Raw genomic sequence first — 16,299 nt, forward strand, 5'->3', positions numbered from 1 at the left:
TTAGAATTTAAGTCCAGCCGCTCTTGCGCCTTCTGCTAATGATTTAATACGACCGTGGTACAAATAACCTCCTCTATCGAAAGTTACTTCAGTGATCCCGGCTTTTAACGCTTTTTCTGCTGCAAGTTTTCCAACTGCTGCGGCAACTTCAACGTTTGTACCTTTAATATCTACTCCTTTATCTTTTGATGAAGCAGCCAATAAAGTAACTCCATTCACATCATCGATTAGTTGTGCGTAGATTTCTTTATTACTTCTGAATACAGATAATCTTGGTCTAGCAGTAGTACCGCTAACAATCTTTCTGATTCTGAATTTAATTCTTTGTCTTCTTTCAGTTTTTGTTAATGACATAATGCTAATTTTTACGCTGATTTACCTGCTTTTCTTCTTAATACTTCACCAACAAACTTAACCCCTTTTCCTTTGTAAGGTTCTGGTTTACGGAAACCTCTGATTTTCGCTGCGATTTGTCCGATTAATTGTTTGTCGAAAGATGTTAACTTCACGATTGGATTTTTCCCTTTTTCAGAAATCGTTTCTAATTTTACTTCAGGAGCAACTTCTAAAACAATATTGTGAGAGAAACCTAAGGCTAAGTCTAATTTTTGTCCTTGGTTTGAGGCTCTGTAACCTACTCCAACCAATTCTAATTCTTTGGTAAAACCTTCAGATACACCCACAATCATGTTATTGATTAATGATCTATATAATCCGTGTTTTGCTCTATGATCTTTACTATCAGATGGTCTTTCTACTACTAGTTGACCTTCTTCAACTTTTACTGTTACGTCTGCGTAATCTTGTGTAAGTTGACCTAATTTTCCTTTAACTGTAATTACTGTTTCACTAACTTCAACAGTTACACCAGCAGGAATCGAAATTGGATTTTTACCTATTCTTGACATTGTTTAACTGTTTTAATTAGTATACGTAACAAATTACTTCTCCACCAACATTTAATTGCTTAGCTTGTTTCCCGGTCATTAAACCTTTTGAAGTTGAAACAATAGCAATTCCTAATCCGTTAAGGATTCTAGGTAACTTTGATGCACCGGCATATTTACGTAAACCTGGTTTACTAATTCTTTGGATATCTTTGATTACAGACTCTTTAGTATCTTTATCATACTTCAAAGCGATTTTGATAGTACCTTGTACAGTACTGTCTTCAAATTTGTAACTTAAGATATATCCTTGATCGAATAAAATCTTTGTGATTTCTTTTTTCAAGTTCGAAGCCGGGATTTCAACCACTTTGTGGTTTGCCATCACTGCATTTCTAACTCTCGTAAGATAATCTGCAATTGGATCTGTATACATATGTATAAATTTGCGGTTATGGTTTTCAAGAGGCACTCGCCTAATGAACCTTTAACCAATTAAAATTATTTTTTGGTTTGCAAAAGTAATAACTTATTGCGAGATTACCAAGAAGCTTTTTTAACTCCCGGGATTAATCCGTTATTAGCCATTTCACGGAATGTTACACGTGAAATACCAAATTGACGCATATACCCTCTTGGTCTACCTGTTAATTTGCAACGATTGTGCATACGAACCGGTGAAGCATTTTTTGGTAATTTTTGTAAGCCTTCGTAATCTTTAGCTTCTAATAAAGCTTTTCTTTTCTCAGCGTACTTTGCTACCGTTTTTTCTCTTTTCACCTCACGGGCTTTCATTGATTCTTTAGCCATGTCTTAATTCTTTTTAAAAGGTAAACCTAATTCAGCCAATAATGACTTTGCTTCTTTGTCTGTGTTGGCAGAAGTTACGAATGTAATATCCAAACCTGATATTTTATTTACTTTATCAATATCAATTTCAGGGAAAATGATTTGTTCGGTAACACCAAGGTTGTAATTACCTCTTCCGTCAAAACCAGTAGCTTTGATACCGCTAAAATCTCTTACACGTGGTAAAGATGATGTGATAAGTCTATCTAAAAACTCATACATTCTTTCTCCTCTAAGAGTTACTTTGGCACCAATTGGCATACCTTTTCTCAATTTGAAAGACGCAACGTCTTTCTTAGAGATTGTAGATACTGCTTTTTGTCCAGTTACTTTTGTTAATTCGTCAACTGCATAGTCAACTAATTTTTTATCAGAAACTGCTGCTCCAACGCCACGGCTTAAAACGATTTTTTCCAATTTAGGAACTTGCATTACGTTTTTATAACCGAATTCTTCTTTAAGGGCAGCAATTACTCTGTCCTTATATTCTTGCTTAAGTCTAGGTGTATATGCCATAACTATAATACTTGATTAGATTTTTTTGAAAATCTCACTTTCTTATCTCCTTCTGTCTTGATTCCAACTTTAGTAGCTTTTTTAGATTTTGGATCAACCAAAGCCAAGTTTGAAATATGAATAGGAGCTTCTTTCTTAACAATTCCTCCTTGAGGGTTTTTAGCACTTGGTTTTGTATGTTTCGAAACCATGTTTACCCCTTCAACGATTGCTTTGTTTTTCTCACGGTTAACACTTACAACTTTACCTTCAGTTCCTTTGTGGTCACCGGCGATAACAGTTACTGTGTCTCCTGATTTTATTTTTAGCTTTATCATTTTACTAAGAATTAAAGCACTTCTGGTGCTAATGATACAATTTTCATGAATTGTTTTTCACGAAGTTCTCTCGCAACCGGACCAAAAACGCGTGTTCCTCTCATCTCACCTGCTGCGTTCAAAAGAACACAAGCATTGTCATCAAAACGGATATAAGAACCATCGGCTCTTCTCACTTCTTTTTTGGTACGTACAACAACTGCAGTAGATACAGCACCTTTCTTAACGTTTCCGTTTGGTGTTGCGTCTTTTATTGACACTACAATTTTATCTCCAACAGAGGCATAACGACGTTTCGTTCCTCCTAAAACACGGATAGTCAAAACTTCTTTTGCTCCTGTGTTATCTGCTACTTTTAATCTCGATTCTTGTTGTACCATAATTACTTAGCTCTTTCAATGATTTCAACTAGTCTCCAACATTTGGTTTTAGATAAAGGTCTTGTTTCCATGATCTTTACTGTATCACCAATGTTACAGTCATTTGTTTCGTCGTGTGCATGAAACTTTTTAGTTTTTAACACGAACTTACCGTATAACGGGTGTTTTACTCTGGTTACTTGTGCCACAACAATAGACTTGTCCATTTTGTTTGACGTAACAACACCAATTCTTTCTTTTCTTAAATTTCTTTTATCTTCCATTTTAGCTAGCATACAATTATTGTAACTCTCTTTTAGTTAGCTCTGTTGCTACTCTAGCAACCGCTCTTCTAGCACTTCTAATTTGAAGTGGATTGGCAATTGGAGAAATAGCGTGTGCTGATTTTAGGTCAGAATACGCTTTTCTTAACTGACTAAGTTTTTCTTGCAACTCAGCTGCGGATAGATTTATAATTTCTGATTGTTTCATAATTAATTTTAGATTATGCTTCGAAATCTCTAGCAACGACAAACTTAGTTTTTACAGGAAGTTTTTGAGCGGCAAGACGCAAAGCCTCTTTAGCAACAGAAAGTGGAACTCCACCAACTTCAAACATAATTTTTCCTGGTTTTACAACGGCAGCCCAATATTCGACTGCACCTTTACCTTTACCCATACGTACCTCAAGAGGTTTTTTAGTGATAGGTTTGTCTGGGAAAATATTAATCCATAATTGACCTTCTCTCTTCATGTAACGAGTTGCAGCAATACGCGCAGCTTCGATTTGACGTGAAGTTAAGAACATTCCATTTTCATGTACTGATTTAATTCCAAACATTCCACTTGAAAGTTCGTGTCCTCTTTGAGAAACGCCTTTCATTCTACCCTTCTGTACCTTACGGTATTTTGTTCTTTTAGGCTGTAACATTTTTCTTTAGTTTAAAATATTTACTTTCTTTTACGGTCTCCACCAGGTTTTCTGTCTTTGTTAAAAGGTTTTCTGTCTCCTCCTTTTGAAGAATCACCACCTTTTCCGCCAGAAGCCTGTTTTTTATCCATTCCAACAAGTGGAGATAAATCACGCTTTCCGTAAACCTCACCTTTCATGATCCATACTTTGATACCCATTCTACCATAAGTAGTATGTGCTTCAGCCAAAGCATAATCAATATCGGCTCTGAAAGTTGATAGAGGAATTCTACCTTCTTTGAATTGTTCTGAACGTGCCATTTCAGCGCCGTTCAAACGACCAGAAATCAAAACTTTAATACCTTCTGCATTCATACGCATTGCTGCTGCGATAGCCATTTTAATAGCTCTTCTGTATGAAATACGGCTTTCGATTTGACGTGCAATACTAGTTCCAACTAAATATGCATCTAACTCAGGTCTTTTAATTTCAAAGATGTTGATTTGAACCTCTTTGTCAGTAACTTTCTTAAGTTCTTCTTTCAACTTGTCTACCTCTTGACCACCTTTTCCGATAATAATACCAGGTCTAGCAGTTGTGATAGTAACGGTTACAAGTTTCAAAGTTCTCTCGATGATTACTTTTGATACACTAGCTTTTGATAAACGAGCATGGATATACTTTCTGATTTTATAATCTTCAGCGATTTTGTCACCGTAATCATTTCCACCATACCAGTTTGAATCCCATCCTCTGATGATACCAAGTCTGTTTCCTATTGGATTTGTCTTTTGTCCCATCTTAATTAATTTGCTTGTGTGTTATCATTAGCTCCTAACACGATTGTCACGTGGTTTGAACGTTTTCTAATTCTGTGTGCTCTTCCTTGTGGCGCCGGACGAAGTCTTTTCAACATCATTCCACCGTCAACACGGATTTCTTTTATAAATAAGCCTGCTTCTGAAACGTTTCCGTCAGCATTTTTCTGCTCCCAATTGTTGATTGCAGATAATACTAATTTCTCTAGTTTTCTTGAAGCTTCTTTTGAGCTAAATCTTAAAATGTTTAAAGCTCTTTCCACTTTCTGACCTCTTACCAAGTCTGCTACTAAGCGCATTTTTCTAGGTGAAGTAGGGCAGTTATTCAATTTCGCGAAAGCAATAGACTTATTAGCCTCTTTTCTCGCATCTGCTGTTTCTCTTTTACGAACTCCCATTGCTTCTTATTTTTTACCTTTATTTTTTGCTCCAGCGTGACCTCTAAAAGATCTAGTCGGTGAAAACTCTCCTAATTTGTGTCCTACCATGTTCTCAGTTACATAAACCGGAACGAATTGGCGACCATTGTGAACTGCGATAGTTTGTCCAACGAAATCCGGAGTAATCATAGATGCTCTAGACCAAGTCTTAACCACACCTTTATTTCCACCAGCAATATTTTCCTGAACTTTCTTATCTAATTTATAGTGTACAAAAGGTCCTTTTTTTAATGAACGTGCCATGTCTTATTATTTCTTTCTGCGTTCTACAATATACTTGTTACTCGGGTTAACTTTAGAACGAGTTCTATAACCTTTAGCAGGAAGACCTTTTCTAGAACGTGGGTGACCTCCAGATGAACGTCCTTCACCACCACCCATTGGGTGATCGACAGGGTTCATTGCTACCGGTCTTGTTCTTGGTCTTCTACCTAACCATCTTGATCTACCTGCTTTACCAGATACGATTAATTGGTGGTCAGAGTTAGATACTGCTCCAATTGTAGCTGAACAAGTCAACAAGATTAATCTTGTTTCTCCTGACGGCATTTTAATTGTTGCATATTTACCATCTCTTGCCATTAACTGAGCAAAAGTTCCTGCGCTTCTAGCAATAGTAGCTCCTTGTCCCGGACGTAATTCAATACAAGAAATTACAGTTCCTAAAGGAATTTTGCTCAAAGGCAAAGTATTTCCGATTTCAGGAGCTGCACCTTCACCAGATACAACAGTTTGTCCTACTTGTAGACCATTTTGAGCAACGATATACGTTTTCTCTCCATCAACATACCACAATAATGCGATAAAAGCAGTTCTGTTTGGATCATACTCGATTGATTTCACTGTAGCAGGAATTCCTACTTTAGTTCTTTTGAAATCAATGATACGATACCTTTGTTTGTGACCACCGCCTGTATAACGCATGGTCATTTTTCCTTGACTATTTCTACCACCTGAGTTTTTTATCGGTGCGATCAATGAACGCTCCGGCTTATCAGTCGTGATGGCGTCAAAACCATTCACAACTCTAAAACGCTGACCAGGGGTAATAGGTTTTAATTTTCTAACTGACATTTTCTATTAGATATTATTATAAAAATCTATTGTTTCTCCTTCTTTTACTTGTACGACAGCTTTCTTGTAGCTGTTCGTTTTTCCGCTAATCAAACCACTTTTTGTATATTTAGTAGTTCTATCAGCTCTATAGTTCATCGTGTTAACAGAAACAACAGAAATTCCGTAAGCAGCTTCTACAGCTTTCTTAATTTGAACTTTGTTTGCTTTTTTATCAACAACAAAACCAAAACGGTTGAAAACCTCACCTTCTTTGGTGATTTTTTCAGTTATGATAGGTTTAATTATAATACTCATGGTCTATTATTTGCTTAAATTTTCTTCAATTCCTTCTAAAGATCCTTCTAAAAGAACTAAATTATTTGCATTTAAAATCTCGTAAGTACTTAATTCTGAGTTAGTTACTACGCTAGATGCCTTTAAATTGCGTGACGACAAATATACATTTTTATTTGAATCACCCAACACAAACAAAGATTTTTTGTTTTCTAACCCTAAAGCTTTCAAAACATTAATGAAATTTTTAGTGTTTGGTGTTTCAAAATTAAAGTCTTCCACAACTAATAAATTTGATTCTTTAACTTTCAAAGAGAAGGCAGATTTTCTGGCCAATCTTTTTACAGTTTTGTTCAATTTGAAAGAGTAGCTTCTTGGTCTTGGACCGAATACTGTTCCTCCACCTTTGAACAATGGACTCTTTTTAGATCCTGCACGAGCAGTACCTGTTCCCTTTTGTTTTTTAATCTTACGAGTACTTCCCGCAACTTCAGCTCTTTCTTTTGCTTTGTGCGTTCCTTGTCTTTGATTTGCTAAGTATTGCTTAACATCAAGATATACTGCGTGATTATTTGGCTCAATGCCGAATACTGAATCAGAAAGTTGTACTTTTCTTCCAGTATCTTTTCCGTTGATATCTATAACTTTTACTTCCATTACTTCTGAATGATTACGTAAGAGTTTTTGCATCCAGGAATAGCTCCTTTGACAACAAGTAAGTTCTTTTCAGCTACTACTTTTAAAACTCTAAGATTTTGTACTTTTACATTATCACCTCCCATTCTTCCCGCCATACGCATTCCTTTGAATACACGTGATGGATAAGAAGATGCTCCTACAGAACCTGGCGCTCTCAAACGGTTGTGTTGTCCGTGAGTAGCTTGTCCAACACCACCAAAACCGTGACGTTTAACAACCCCTTGGAAACCTTTTCCTTTTGATACACCTTGTACATCAACAAATTCTCCTTCGCTGAATACATCCACGGTAATATTATCACCTAATTTGTAATTTTCTTCAAACCCTTGGAATTCAACGACTTTCTTTTTTGCAGAAGTTCCCGCTTTTTTAAAGTGACCTAAGTCAGCTTTAGTAGCGTGTTTTTCTGATTTGTCATCGAAACCAAGTTGAAGAGCTGTATACCCGTCAACCTCATTGGTTCTGACTTGGGTAACGACACAAGGTCCAGCCTCGATTACTGTACAAGGAATGTTCTTCCCGTTTTCATCGAAAATGCTAGTCATGCCGATTTTTCTTCCAATTAACCCAGACATAATAAACTAATTATTAATTAATAAAATTTTTGTTATTCATTCATAAAGAATTAAGTATTAGAATAATTTGCAAAATCCTAATACTTAAATCTTAAATTGGCAAAGAGTATTACTTATACTTTGATTTCAACTTCAACACCACTTGGCAACTCTAATTTCATTAGAGCATCAATCGTTTTTGAAGAGGAAGAGTAAATATCTAATAATCTTTTATACGAACTTACTTCAAACTGCTCTCTCGCTTTTTTGTTAACGTGTGGAGAACGCAATACAGTAAATATCTTTTTGTGTGTAGGTAACGGAATAGGACCTGTTACAACAGCACCTGTGCTTTTCACAGTTTTTACGATTTTCTCTGCTGATTTATCAACCAACATGTGATCGTAAGACTTCAATTTTATTCTAATTTTTTGACTCATCTTGATAAGAATTAAGCGTTACCTTTTGCTTTTTTGATTACTTCTTCAGAAATGTTAGAAGGAGTTTGCTCGTAGTGAGAGAATTCCATTGTAGAAGTTGCTCTACCTGAAGACAATGTTCTTAAGGTTGTTACATAACCAAACATTTCAGATAATGGCACGTTAGCTTTGATGGTTTTTGCACCAGCTCTGTCACCCATGTCATTTACTTGACCTCTACGACGGTTAATATCACCAACGATATCTCCCATGTTTTCTTCCGGAGTAATAACTTCCATTTTCATGATTGGCTCAAGGATTACAGCTCCAGCAGCTTTTGCTACTTCTTTGTATCCCATTTTAGCTGCCAATTCGAAAGAAAGTGCATCAGAATCTACCGGGTGGAAAGATCCATCCAATAAAGTTACTTTTAAACTATCTACTTGGTAACCCGCTAACGGACCAGTTTTCATAGCTTCTCTGAAACCTTTCTCTACAGAAGGAATATATTCTTTAGGAACGTTTCCACCTTTAACTTCGTTAACGAATTGTAATCCTACAGGCACTTTTCCATCAACTTCATCAGCAGGCTCTAATCTAAATACGATATCACCGAATTTACCACGACCTCCAGATTGTTTTTTATAGGTTTCTCTGTGTTGAGCAGATTTTGTGAAAGCTTCTTTGTATTCTACTTGAGGTTCCCCTTGGTTCACTTCAACTTTGAATTCACGTTTCATACGATCTACAAGGATGTCTAAGTGTAACTCACCCATACCTGAAATAATCGTTTGACCTGAAGCCTCATCTGTTCTTACGGTAAACGTTGGATCTTCTTCAGCCAATTTAGCCAAAGCCATACCCATTTTATCAACGTCAGCTTTAGTTTTTGGCTCAATAGCGATACCAATTACCGGCGCCGGGAATTTCATTGACTCAAGAATGATTGGGTGCTTTTCGTCACACATTGTATCTCCAGTTTTGATATCTTTAAATCCAACTGCTGCTCCAATATCACCTGCCTCGATGTACTCGATTGGGTTTTGTTTGTTAGCGTGCATTTGGTAGATACGAGAAATTCTTTCTTTGTTTCCTGAACGAGTGTTCAAGATGTATGAACCGGCATCTAAACGACCTGAATAAGCACGGAAGAAAGCCAAACGACCAACATAAGGGTCAGTAGCAATTTTAAATGCCAAAGCTGCGAACGGCTCTTTTACATCAGGACGACGTAAGATTTTAGTTTGATCTTCTTCTAATAAATCAGCATCATCAGGGTGAATCCCTTCAATACCTTCTTTATCTAAAGGAGATGGTAAATATTTACAAACAGCATCCAACATAAATTGAACACCTTTGTTTTTGAATGAAGATCCTGCAATCATAGGAATGATAGCCATATCCATTGTAGCAGCTCTTAAAGCCGTGTTGATTTCGTCTTCAGTAATAGAATCCGGATCTTCCATGTATTTATCAAGCAAGTTTTCATCATAATCAGCAACTGCCTCGATAAGGATATCTCTGTACTCTTTAACTTCAGCAACCATGTCAGCAGGAATCTCAACAACGTCAAAAGTAGCGCCTAAAGTTTCATCATGCCAAACAATAGCTTGGTTTTTCACTAAGTCAACTACTCCTTTAAAGTCGTTTTCTTCACCGATTGGCAAAGTAATCGCAACAGCGTTAGATTTTAACATGTCTCTAACTTGTTGACAAACGCTTAAGAAGTTAGAACCTTGACGGTCCATTTTGTTTACGAATCCCATACGTGGAACTCTGTATTGATCCGCTAATCTCCAGTTAGTTTCTGATTGAGGCTCAACACCATCAACAGCACTAAATAAGAAAACCAATCCATCCAATACACGCAATGAACGGTTTACCTCTACGGTAAAGTCAACGTGTCCGGGAGTATCAATAATGTTAAAGTGGTAATCTTGAGAAGTTGGTAAAGGCTTACCTTGTTCTGTTGGAAAACTCCACTCACAAGTTGTAGCTGCCGAAGTAATAGTAATACCTCTTTCTTGCTCTTGTGCCATCCAGTCCATTGTTGCAGCACCATCGTGCACTTCACCAATTTTGTGTGATTTTCCGGTATAGAATAATATACGCTCTGTTGTTGTTGTTTTACCAGCATCAATGTGAGCTGCAATTCCGATGTTTCTTGTAAATTTTAAATCTCTAGCCATTTCTTAAATATTAAAATCTAAAGTGAGAGAATGCTTTGTTTGCTTCTGCCATTTTGTGAGTATCCATTCTCTTTTTAACAGCAGCACCTTCTTCTTTAGCCGCAGCCAAGATTTCAGAAGCTAATTTACCAGCCATTGACTTTTCATTTCTTCTTCTAGCATAAAGTATCATCCACTTCATGGCCATAGAGATTTTTCTGTCTGGTCTGATTTGCATTGGAATTTGGAATGTCGCTCCACCTACTCTACGACTACGTACTTCTACGTGAGGCATAACATTGGTTAAAGCATCTTTCCAAACTTCTAATGATGCTTTTTCATCATTGTTCTTTTTCGCTTCTACGATTTCCATGGCATCATAGAATACTTTGAAAGCTGTTGATTTCTTACCATCCCACATCAAGTTGTTCACGAAACGCGTTACTAACTGATCGTTAAATTTAGGATCCGGTAAAAGTGGTCTTTTCTTTGCCGCTCTTTTTCTCATGTCTTTTCTTTAAAAGTTTTAAAATTACTTTTTAGCTTCTTTTGGGCGTTTAGCACCGTACTTAGATCTTCTTTGTGTTCTTCCTGCTACACCTGATGTATCAAGTGCACCACGCACAATGTGGTATCTAACTCCTGGTAAATCTTTTACCCTTCCGCCTCGCACTAATACTATCGAGTGCTCTTGTAGATTATGTCCTTCTCCAGGGATGTAAGCATTCACTTCGTTTCCATTAGTCAAACGTACACGCGCAACTTTACGCATGGCTGAGTTTGGTTTTTTTGGAGTAGTAGTGTAAACACGCGTACAAACACCTCTTCTTTGAGGACAAGAATCTAAAGCAACCGATTTACTCTTCTTAGTGATTTGAGTTCTTCCTGTTCTTACTAATTGTTGAATTGTTGGCATAATTAAATACTAAAATTTCTTTATTTATTAAAATCCCGCTTTTTTAGGGGTTGCAAATGTAGTAATTATTTTTAATGAAACAAATCATAATTAATTAATTTTCAACCATATTCTTTTTAGACAGTATTATCTACAATAAAAAAGGAATTTTTACGTTATTTTTATCCAAACTTTCAAGTCTTTGAAAAAGATTTTCTTCTTCTTTTTTCTAATTATCGTTAGCTGGAATACTTCGGCTCAAAATTTCTATCTAAAAATCATCGGACAAAATGATGCAGAAAACAATACAATTGACAGTATCAGCTATGCCAAAAAACACGACAATGTAAAATCGATAGTGAACGAGAATAATTCATTCTACGAAAGGCTAACCAAAAAAGGTTATTTAAACGCTCAATTCATAGAAAACTTCAAACTAAATGACAGTGTTTTTTGCTACAAATACAGCGTCGAAAAAAGAATAAATTATGCACGCATATATATAGGTATAAATAACCGTGAAAATATACCCGTAACTTACCGCTTAAAAAACGACACCTTAACCCTTTCTTTTGAAGAAATAGATGTTTTTCTAAACAACACCTTGATGAAATTAGAAAACGATGGTTTTTCAATGGCGAAAGTCCAACTCAACAACATCCAAAACAAGAATAATATCATTACCGCTGATTTATTTATAACCAAAGAGACAAAGCGACAACTCAACAGCATCGTGATTAACGGTTATGATAAATTTCCCGTGAGTCACAAAAAGAATATTACCCGACTTTACCGCAACAAGATTTTTAATCAAAAGAATTTAGACAAACTCTACAATGATTTTGAAAAATTCCGATTTGTCAAACAAACCAAATATCCGGAAATCTTATTCACCAAAGATTCTACTAAAGTTTATGTCTATTTGGAAAAGGCAAAGCCCAATTCTTTTGATGGCTATATCGGCTTTACCAATGACGAAGAAAGCAAATTAATTTTGAGTGGCTATTTGGATTTGGTATTAAGCAACATTTTAAACTCGGGAGAAAAATTCTCGCTATATTGGAAAAGCGACGGTCAAGACCAAAAAACATTTAACCTCGGACTAGAATTGCCTTATATTTTCAAAAGCCCGATTGGTCTCAAAACAGAACTCAACATTTTCAAGCAAGACAGCACATTTCAAAACACCAGAACCAATTTCGAGCTTGGTTATTATTTCAATTACAACACCCGATTGTATCTGGGTTATCAATCTACCGAATCCAGTGACATCCAAAATGTTAATACAACCAACTTGAGTGACTTCGACAATTCCTACCTCACAACCGCATTGGAATTTACTGATTTCAAAAATGATGATTTTCTCTTTCCCGAAAAAACAAGCTTCAACCTAAAATTAGGCACCGGAAAAAGAGATTCAAAACTCCTCTCCGACAATCAATTTTTTGGAAGTTTGCATCTCAAACACAATTTCTATCTGAACCCGAAAAACATTTTCAATATAAAGTCGCAAAATTTCTATTTACAAAGCAAGAACTACATCGTTAATGAATTGGCACGTTTTGGAGGTATCAATTCTATTCGAGGATTTAATGAAAACAGTTTACAAGGCAACACCTTTACCTCTTTACTAACCGAGTATCGTTACGTAGTTACCTCAAACTTATACGTTCATTCAATTCTTGACTATGGTTTTTTGCAAGACGACACCACCAATAACCAGGTAAATCTTTTCGGTTTCGGATTTGGATTCGGGCTTTTGTCAAAAAACGGATTATTCAATATTATTTATGCAAACGGAAACACTAACAATCAGGCCGTCAAGTTCTCAAATTCAATAGTACACATCAGCTTTAAAGCAAGTTTCTAAATGTTTAAAACTTTAACATTAAAATTTAATATTAAATTAGGATTTTTAAGATTTATTTAAGACTTTTGGTTCACTAATTATAACCAAATTAAATAATGAAAACAAAGTTAAATGGATTCTTGACGCTTTTTATAGCGTTATTGGTGCAAATCTCTTTTGCGCAAGAAAGGATTGTTACTGGTATTGTTACAGACAATAGTGGTTTACCAATTCCGGGAGTTAATGTTCTTGTTAAAGGAACTAAATTAGGTACTCAAACCGATTTTGATGGTAAATTTACCATTAGTGCCGCTCCAACTCAGACCCTTATTTTTAATTATGTAGGCATGAAGTCCCAAGAAATTGTGGCTGCATCAACTACAATTAATGTAAAAATGAAAGATGATGCTGTCGAGTTAGAGGGTGTAGTTGTAACTGCATTGGGTGTTAAAAAATCCGAAAAAGCAGTAACCTATGCTGCACAATCTGTTAAAGGTGGTGCCTTGACTGAAGCCAGAGAGTCAAATTTAGTTAATGCTTTATCCGGAAGAGTAGCCGGGGTTAATGTTACAAACTCGTCAGGAGCTGTAGGTTCATCTTCAAGAATTGTTTTGAGAGGTAATTCTACTATTACGGGTAGCAATGAAGCTTTATTTGTAATTGACGGTGTTCCTTTTGACAATACCAGCTACGGTAACTCAGGATCCGGTGGTGGTAGAGATTTACCTAATGGTGCTGCCAGTATTAATCCGGACGACATCGAATCAGTAACGGTGCTAAAAGGACCAACTGCTGCAGCCTTATATGGTATACGAGCTAGTAAAGGGGTTATATTAATTACCACAAAGTCTGGAAAGAAAAAAGACAAATTTGAGGTGTCATTCAATTCAAACACTACTTTTTCTAATCCTTTAGTTTTGCCAAATTTCCAAAACTCATACGGACAAGGTGCTACCTCAGATTACTTTGAGTTCGTAGACGGTGCAGGTGGTGGTTACAATGATGGTGTTGACGAAAGTTGGGGACCAGCGTTGGACAGAGGATTATCTTTTGTACAATGGGATTCCTTTAAAAATGGAGGATTACCTTCACCATGGGTATCACGTCCAGACAACGTAAAAGATTTTTACGAAACAGGTGTGTCTCAATCCAACAATGTCTCAATTATTAGTGGAGGTGAAAACAATAACTTCAGATTATCAATCGGAAATAGTGACGAAAAAGGAATGATTCCTTTTACTGAATTCAAAAAATTCAATGTTGGTTTCAACGGAAATATGACTTTAGGAAAAAAACTAACCGCTGGTATCAGCATGACTTTCTTCAACAACAAGAGTGATAACTTACCGGTTGTTGGATATTCAAGTCAAAACGTTGTGCAACAATTCATTTGGTCTGCCCGTAACGTTCAGTTTACTGACTTAAAAGATTGGAGAAACTTCCCCTTAGCCGGTGCAAATACACCAGCCGCAGGAACACCAATAAGCTGGAATACAAATTTCCAAAACAACCCTTATTGGCATTTAGAAACAAACATTAATACTTTTGATCAAGATAGAATTACAGGAAATACTTTCTTGAATTATAAATTCACTGATAACCTATCCATCAATGGTAAATTAATGTTAGACCACTATTCTCAGAGAGAAACTTTAAGAAACGAAAAAGGTTCTAACGAAAACATTGACGGTTACTATGCTGAAATTGCCAGAAGATATTCTGAGATTAATGCTGAGGCTATTTTAACTTACCAAAGAAACTTAACAACTGATTTGTCTTTGACTATTAATGGTGGTATGAACACCATGAAAAGAATCGGTACAAGACAATTAGGTGAGTTATCAGGAGGATTAGAATTGCCAGGATTATTCACTCTATCAAATGTTAAATCTGGAACTACTCCTACTATTGACAGTGATTACACAGAGCAAAGAATTAATAGTATTTTAGGTTTCGGACAATTGGCTTATAAAGGTTATGCTTTCCTTGATTTTTCAGGTAGAAATGACTGGGCTAGTGTATTACCAGCTAAGAACAACTCATTCTTCTACCCTGCTGTTTCAGGTTCGTTAGTACTCTCTGAAGTATTTGGATTTGCAAGTAGCAAAGTTAGCTATGCTAAATTAAGAGGAGGTTGGTCAAAAGTTGGAGGTATCGGTCCATTAGACCCATACAGCTTAAACAGAACATTTGCTCTTGCCAACAACAACTTTGGTACTGTATCATCAGTTCCAAACACCCAATGGAATCCAAATCTAAAACCGGAAAGCACAACAGGAGTTGAGTTTGGTTTAGACTTGAATGCATTCAACAACAGAGTTCGTTTCAGTGCAACTTACTACGATCAAACCAGTGAAGATTTGATTTTACCTTTACAAATTGATGCTGCTTCCGGATTTACATCATCATGGGAAAATGCCGGTGAAATGAACAACAAAGGTATTGAACTTCAATTAGGTGCAACAGTATTGAAAAAAGGTGATTTCACATTTGATGTTGATTTAAACTTTGCTAAAAACAAAAATGAAGTAATTAGTTTAGGTTTAACAGATGCTTATGTTTTAGGCGGACAATGGGACATGGAGCTTCAAGCCAGAGTAGGTGAAGCTTACGGTTCTATTGTTGGTTATCCTTTCTTAAGAAACGATGCTGGTCAAGTTGTATACGAAAACGGTTTACCCCAAGTAAACAATACAGAAAAAGTGGTTCTTGGAAACATTACACCGGATTGGACTGGAGGTGCAAACTTCACTTTCAAATACAAAAACTTTGACTTAAGCACACTATTAGACGCAAAAATGGGCGGAGAGATATTCTCAATGACTTACATGTGGGGTAGATATGCTGGAACCTTAGAAGAATCTCTTATTGGTAGAGAAACTGGGGTTATTGGAAATGGTGTTATGGCAGACGGAAACGGTGGTTATGTACCTAACAACGTTGTTGTTGACGCTAAAACATTCAACCAAAATGCTTACGATTATTCTAATTTTACCGAAAGTGGAGTATTTGATGCCAGTTATGTAAAATTAAGACAAATTATATTTGGGTATTCATTACCTAAAAAATGGTTAAACGGAACATTTATTCAGGACTTCAGAGTATCTGTAGTAGGTAGAAACCTAGCTATTTTATACAAAAAAGTACCTCACATTGATCCTGAGACAGGTTTCAGTAGTGCTAACGGTGAACAAGGCCAAGAATTTGGTCAATTACCATCTGCAAGAACTTATGGGTTTAACATTAATATTAAATTCTAAAAAAAG

Annotated in this window: 23 protein-coding genes; 2 read left to right on the forward strand and 21 right to left on the reverse strand. The window is 36.1% G+C overall.

Going from position 1 to position 16,299, the window contains the following annotated elements:
- The 21 genes from rplR to rpsL form a co-directional block, all read right to left on the reverse strand.
- A complete protein-coding gene (rplR, locus tag ACK4HO_RS06780) occupies window positions 1-354 on the reverse strand; it encodes a 50S ribosomal protein L18 (protein WP_121312863.1) in 354 nt (117 codons plus the stop codon).
- 11 nt (window positions 355-365) lie between these two features.
- Complete coding sequence (gene rplF, locus ACK4HO_RS06785) at window positions 366-908, reverse strand: 50S ribosomal protein L6 (RefSeq protein ID WP_133533885.1); 543 nt, start codon at window positions 906-908, stop codon at window positions 366-368.
- Window positions 909-924: 16 nt separating this feature from the next.
- Window positions 925-1,323 (reverse strand): 30S ribosomal protein S8, encoded by a 399-nt coding sequence (rpsH, locus tag ACK4HO_RS06790; RefSeq protein WP_187661032.1) that lies wholly within the window; start codon window positions 1,321-1,323, stop codon window positions 925-927.
- 104 nt (window positions 1,324-1,427) lie between these two features.
- A complete protein-coding gene (gene rpsN / locus ACK4HO_RS06795; RefSeq protein WP_187661033.1) occupies window positions 1,428-1,697 on the reverse strand; it encodes a 30S ribosomal protein S14 in 270 nt (89 codons plus the stop codon).
- Between the two features lie 3 nt (window positions 1,698-1,700).
- Entirely contained in the window at window positions 1,701-2,252 is a 552-nt protein-coding gene (rplE, locus tag ACK4HO_RS06800) for a 50S ribosomal protein L5 (protein WP_121312859.1), read from the reverse strand.
- A 2-nt stretch (window positions 2,253-2,254) separates the two neighbouring features.
- Entirely contained in the window at window positions 2,255-2,569 is a 315-nt protein-coding gene (gene rplX, locus ACK4HO_RS06805; RefSeq protein ID WP_409664280.1) for a 50S ribosomal protein L24, read from the reverse strand.
- A gap of 11 nt (window positions 2,570-2,580) precedes the next feature.
- The gene (gene rplN, locus ACK4HO_RS06810) at window positions 2,581-2,949 is read right to left on the reverse strand and encodes a 50S ribosomal protein L14 (protein ID WP_007803649.1); all 369 of its coding nucleotides are present in this window, start codon (window positions 2,947-2,949) and stop codon (window positions 2,581-2,583) included.
- A gap of 2 nt (window positions 2,950-2,951) precedes the next feature.
- Complete coding sequence (gene rpsQ, locus ACK4HO_RS06815) at window positions 2,952-3,212, reverse strand: 30S ribosomal protein S17 (protein ID WP_121312857.1); 261 nt, start codon at window positions 3,210-3,212, stop codon at window positions 2,952-2,954.
- Window positions 3,213-3,228: 16 nt separating this feature from the next.
- A complete protein-coding gene (gene rpmC / locus ACK4HO_RS06820) occupies window positions 3,229-3,420 on the reverse strand; it encodes a 50S ribosomal protein L29 (RefSeq protein ID WP_121315001.1) in 192 nt (63 codons plus the stop codon).
- A 13-nt stretch (window positions 3,421-3,433) separates the two neighbouring features.
- On the reverse strand, window positions 3,434-3,859 hold the full coding sequence (gene rplP / locus ACK4HO_RS06825; RefSeq protein WP_187661035.1) for a 50S ribosomal protein L16: 426 nt from the start codon (window positions 3,857-3,859) through the stop codon (window positions 3,434-3,436).
- 20 nt (window positions 3,860-3,879) lie between these two features.
- Window positions 3,880-4,641, reverse strand: a complete 762-nt coding sequence (rpsC, locus tag ACK4HO_RS06830; protein ID WP_121312855.1) for a 30S ribosomal protein S3 — start codon at window positions 4,639-4,641, stop codon at window positions 3,880-3,882.
- Window positions 4,642-4,646: 5 nt separating this feature from the next.
- On the reverse strand, window positions 4,647-5,057 hold the full coding sequence (gene rplV / locus ACK4HO_RS06835) for a 50S ribosomal protein L22 (RefSeq protein WP_121312854.1): 411 nt from the start codon (window positions 5,055-5,057) through the stop codon (window positions 4,647-4,649).
- 6 nt (window positions 5,058-5,063) lie between these two features.
- Window positions 5,064-5,342: a 30S ribosomal protein S19 gene (gene rpsS, locus ACK4HO_RS06840; RefSeq protein WP_007136562.1), complete on the reverse strand. Its 279-nt coding sequence runs from the start codon at window positions 5,340-5,342 to the stop codon at window positions 5,064-5,066.
- A 6-nt stretch (window positions 5,343-5,348) separates the two neighbouring features.
- On the reverse strand, window positions 5,349-6,173 hold the full coding sequence (gene rplB / locus ACK4HO_RS06845; RefSeq protein ID WP_121312853.1) for a 50S ribosomal protein L2: 825 nt from the start codon (window positions 6,171-6,173) through the stop codon (window positions 5,349-5,351).
- A gap of 6 nt (window positions 6,174-6,179) precedes the next feature.
- Entirely contained in the window at window positions 6,180-6,470 is a 291-nt protein-coding gene (gene rplW, locus ACK4HO_RS06850; protein ID WP_121312852.1) for a 50S ribosomal protein L23, read from the reverse strand.
- Window positions 6,471-6,476: 6 nt separating this feature from the next.
- On the reverse strand, window positions 6,477-7,106 hold the full coding sequence (gene rplD, locus ACK4HO_RS06855; RefSeq protein WP_121312851.1) for a 50S ribosomal protein L4: 630 nt from the start codon (window positions 7,104-7,106) through the stop codon (window positions 6,477-6,479).
- Window positions 7,106-7,723 carry a 50S ribosomal protein L3 gene (gene rplC, locus ACK4HO_RS06860; RefSeq protein ID WP_409664286.1) on the reverse strand — a complete coding sequence of 206 codons (618 nt, stop codon included), beginning with the start codon at window positions 7,721-7,723 and terminating at the stop codon, window positions 7,106-7,108. The genes rplD and rplC overlap by 1 nt, the downstream gene beginning before the upstream one ends.
- Before the next feature lie 113 nt (window positions 7,724-7,836).
- The gene (gene rpsJ, locus ACK4HO_RS06865) at window positions 7,837-8,142 is read right to left on the reverse strand and encodes a 30S ribosomal protein S10 (protein ID WP_026710316.1); all 306 of its coding nucleotides are present in this window, start codon (window positions 8,140-8,142) and stop codon (window positions 7,837-7,839) included.
- 11 nt (window positions 8,143-8,153) lie between these two features.
- Window positions 8,154-10,310 (reverse strand): elongation factor G, encoded by a 2,157-nt coding sequence (fusA, locus tag ACK4HO_RS06870; protein ID WP_409664288.1) that lies wholly within the window; start codon window positions 10,308-10,310, stop codon window positions 8,154-8,156.
- Window positions 10,311-10,320: 10 nt separating this feature from the next.
- Window positions 10,321-10,797, reverse strand: a complete 477-nt coding sequence (rpsG, locus tag ACK4HO_RS06875) for a 30S ribosomal protein S7 (RefSeq protein WP_409664290.1) — start codon at window positions 10,795-10,797, stop codon at window positions 10,321-10,323.
- 24 nt (window positions 10,798-10,821) lie between these two features.
- The gene (gene rpsL, locus ACK4HO_RS06880) at window positions 10,822-11,205 is read right to left on the reverse strand and encodes a 30S ribosomal protein S12 (RefSeq protein ID WP_007136570.1); all 384 of its coding nucleotides are present in this window, start codon (window positions 11,203-11,205) and stop codon (window positions 10,822-10,824) included.
- Between the two features lie 181 nt (window positions 11,206-11,386).
- Between rpsL and ACK4HO_RS06885 the strand changes: the two genes are divergently transcribed.
- Window positions 11,387-13,054, forward strand: coding sequence for a hypothetical protein (locus ACK4HO_RS06885; RefSeq protein WP_409664293.1), 1,668 nt, complete (start codon window positions 11,387-11,389; stop codon window positions 13,052-13,054).
- A gap of 95 nt (window positions 13,055-13,149) precedes the next feature.
- A complete protein-coding gene (locus ACK4HO_RS06890; protein WP_409664295.1) occupies window positions 13,150-16,293 on the forward strand; it encodes a SusC/RagA family TonB-linked outer membrane protein in 3,144 nt (1,047 codons plus the stop codon).
- Window positions 16,294-16,299 lie beyond the last annotated feature (6 nt).

The organism is Flavobacterium sp., assembly GCF_046296355.1.
Taxonomy (GTDB): Bacteria; Bacteroidota; Bacteroidia; order Flavobacteriales; family Flavobacteriaceae; genus Flavobacterium.

Excerpts from the sequence above, each read along its gene's own strand:
- rpsL (WP_007136570.1), bottom strand. The coding sequence starts at position 11,205 with ATGCCAACAATTCAACAATTAGTAAGAACAGGAAGAACTCAAATCACT.
- rplX (WP_409664280.1), bottom strand. The coding sequence starts at position 2,569 with ATGATAAAGCTAAAAATAAAATCAGGAGACACAGTAACTGTTATCGCC.
- rpsH (WP_187661032.1), bottom strand. The coding sequence starts at position 1,323 with ATGTATACAGATCCAATTGCAGATTATCTTACGAGAGTTAGAAATGCA.
- rpsQ (WP_121312857.1), bottom strand. The coding sequence starts at position 3,212 with ATGGAAGATAAAAGAAATTTAAGAAAAGAAAGAATTGGTGTTGTTACG.
- fusA (WP_409664288.1), bottom strand. The coding sequence starts at position 10,310 with ATGGCTAGAGATTTAAAATTTACAAGAAACATCGGAATTGCAGCTCAC.
- ACK4HO_RS06890 (WP_409664295.1), top strand. The coding sequence starts at position 13,150 with ATGAAAACAAAGTTAAATGGATTCTTGACGCTTTTTATAGCGTTATTG.
- rpmC (WP_121315001.1), bottom strand. The coding sequence starts at position 3,420 with ATGAAACAATCAGAAATTATAAATCTATCCGCAGCTGAGTTGCAAGAA.
- rplP (WP_187661035.1), bottom strand. The coding sequence starts at position 3,859 with ATGTTACAGCCTAAAAGAACAAAATACCGTAAGGTACAGAAGGGTAGA.
- rpsJ (WP_026710316.1), bottom strand. The coding sequence starts at position 8,142 with ATGAGTCAAAAAATTAGAATAAAATTGAAGTCTTACGATCACATGTTG.
- rplE (WP_121312859.1), bottom strand. The coding sequence starts at position 2,252 with ATGGCATATACACCTAGACTTAAGCAAGAATATAAGGACAGAGTAATT.
- rplW (WP_121312852.1), bottom strand. The coding sequence starts at position 6,470 with ATGAGTATTATAATTAAACCTATCATAACTGAAAAAATCACCAAAGAA.
- rpsC (WP_121312855.1), bottom strand. The coding sequence starts at position 4,641 with ATGGGACAAAAGACAAATCCAATAGGAAACAGACTTGGTATCATCAGA.
- rplV (WP_121312854.1), bottom strand. The coding sequence starts at position 5,057 with ATGGGAGTTCGTAAAAGAGAAACAGCAGATGCGAGAAAAGAGGCTAAT.
- rpsG (WP_409664290.1), bottom strand. The coding sequence starts at position 10,797 with ATGAGAAAAAGAGCGGCAAAGAAAAGACCACTTTTACCGGATCCTAAA.
- rplF (WP_133533885.1), bottom strand. The coding sequence starts at position 908 with ATGTCAAGAATAGGTAAAAATCCAATTTCGATTCCTGCTGGTGTAACT.
- rplR (WP_121312863.1), bottom strand. The coding sequence starts at position 354 with ATGTCATTAACAAAAACTGAAAGAAGACAAAGAATTAAATTCAGAATC.
- rplC (WP_409664286.1), bottom strand. The coding sequence starts at position 7,723 with ATGTCTGGGTTAATTGGAAGAAAAATCGGCATGACTAGCATTTTCGAT.
- rplD (WP_121312851.1), bottom strand. The coding sequence starts at position 7,106 with ATGGAAGTAAAAGTTATAGATATCAACGGAAAAGATACTGGAAGAAAA.
- rpsN (WP_187661033.1), bottom strand. The coding sequence starts at position 1,697 with ATGGCTAAAGAATCAATGAAAGCCCGTGAGGTGAAAAGAGAAAAAACG.
- rplN (WP_007803649.1), bottom strand. The coding sequence starts at position 2,949 with ATGGTACAACAAGAATCGAGATTAAAAGTAGCAGATAACACAGGAGCA.
- rpsS (WP_007136562.1), bottom strand. The coding sequence starts at position 5,342 with ATGGCACGTTCATTAAAAAAAGGACCTTTTGTACACTATAAATTAGAT.
- rplB (WP_121312853.1), bottom strand. The coding sequence starts at position 6,173 with ATGTCAGTTAGAAAATTAAAACCTATTACCCCTGGTCAGCGTTTTAGA.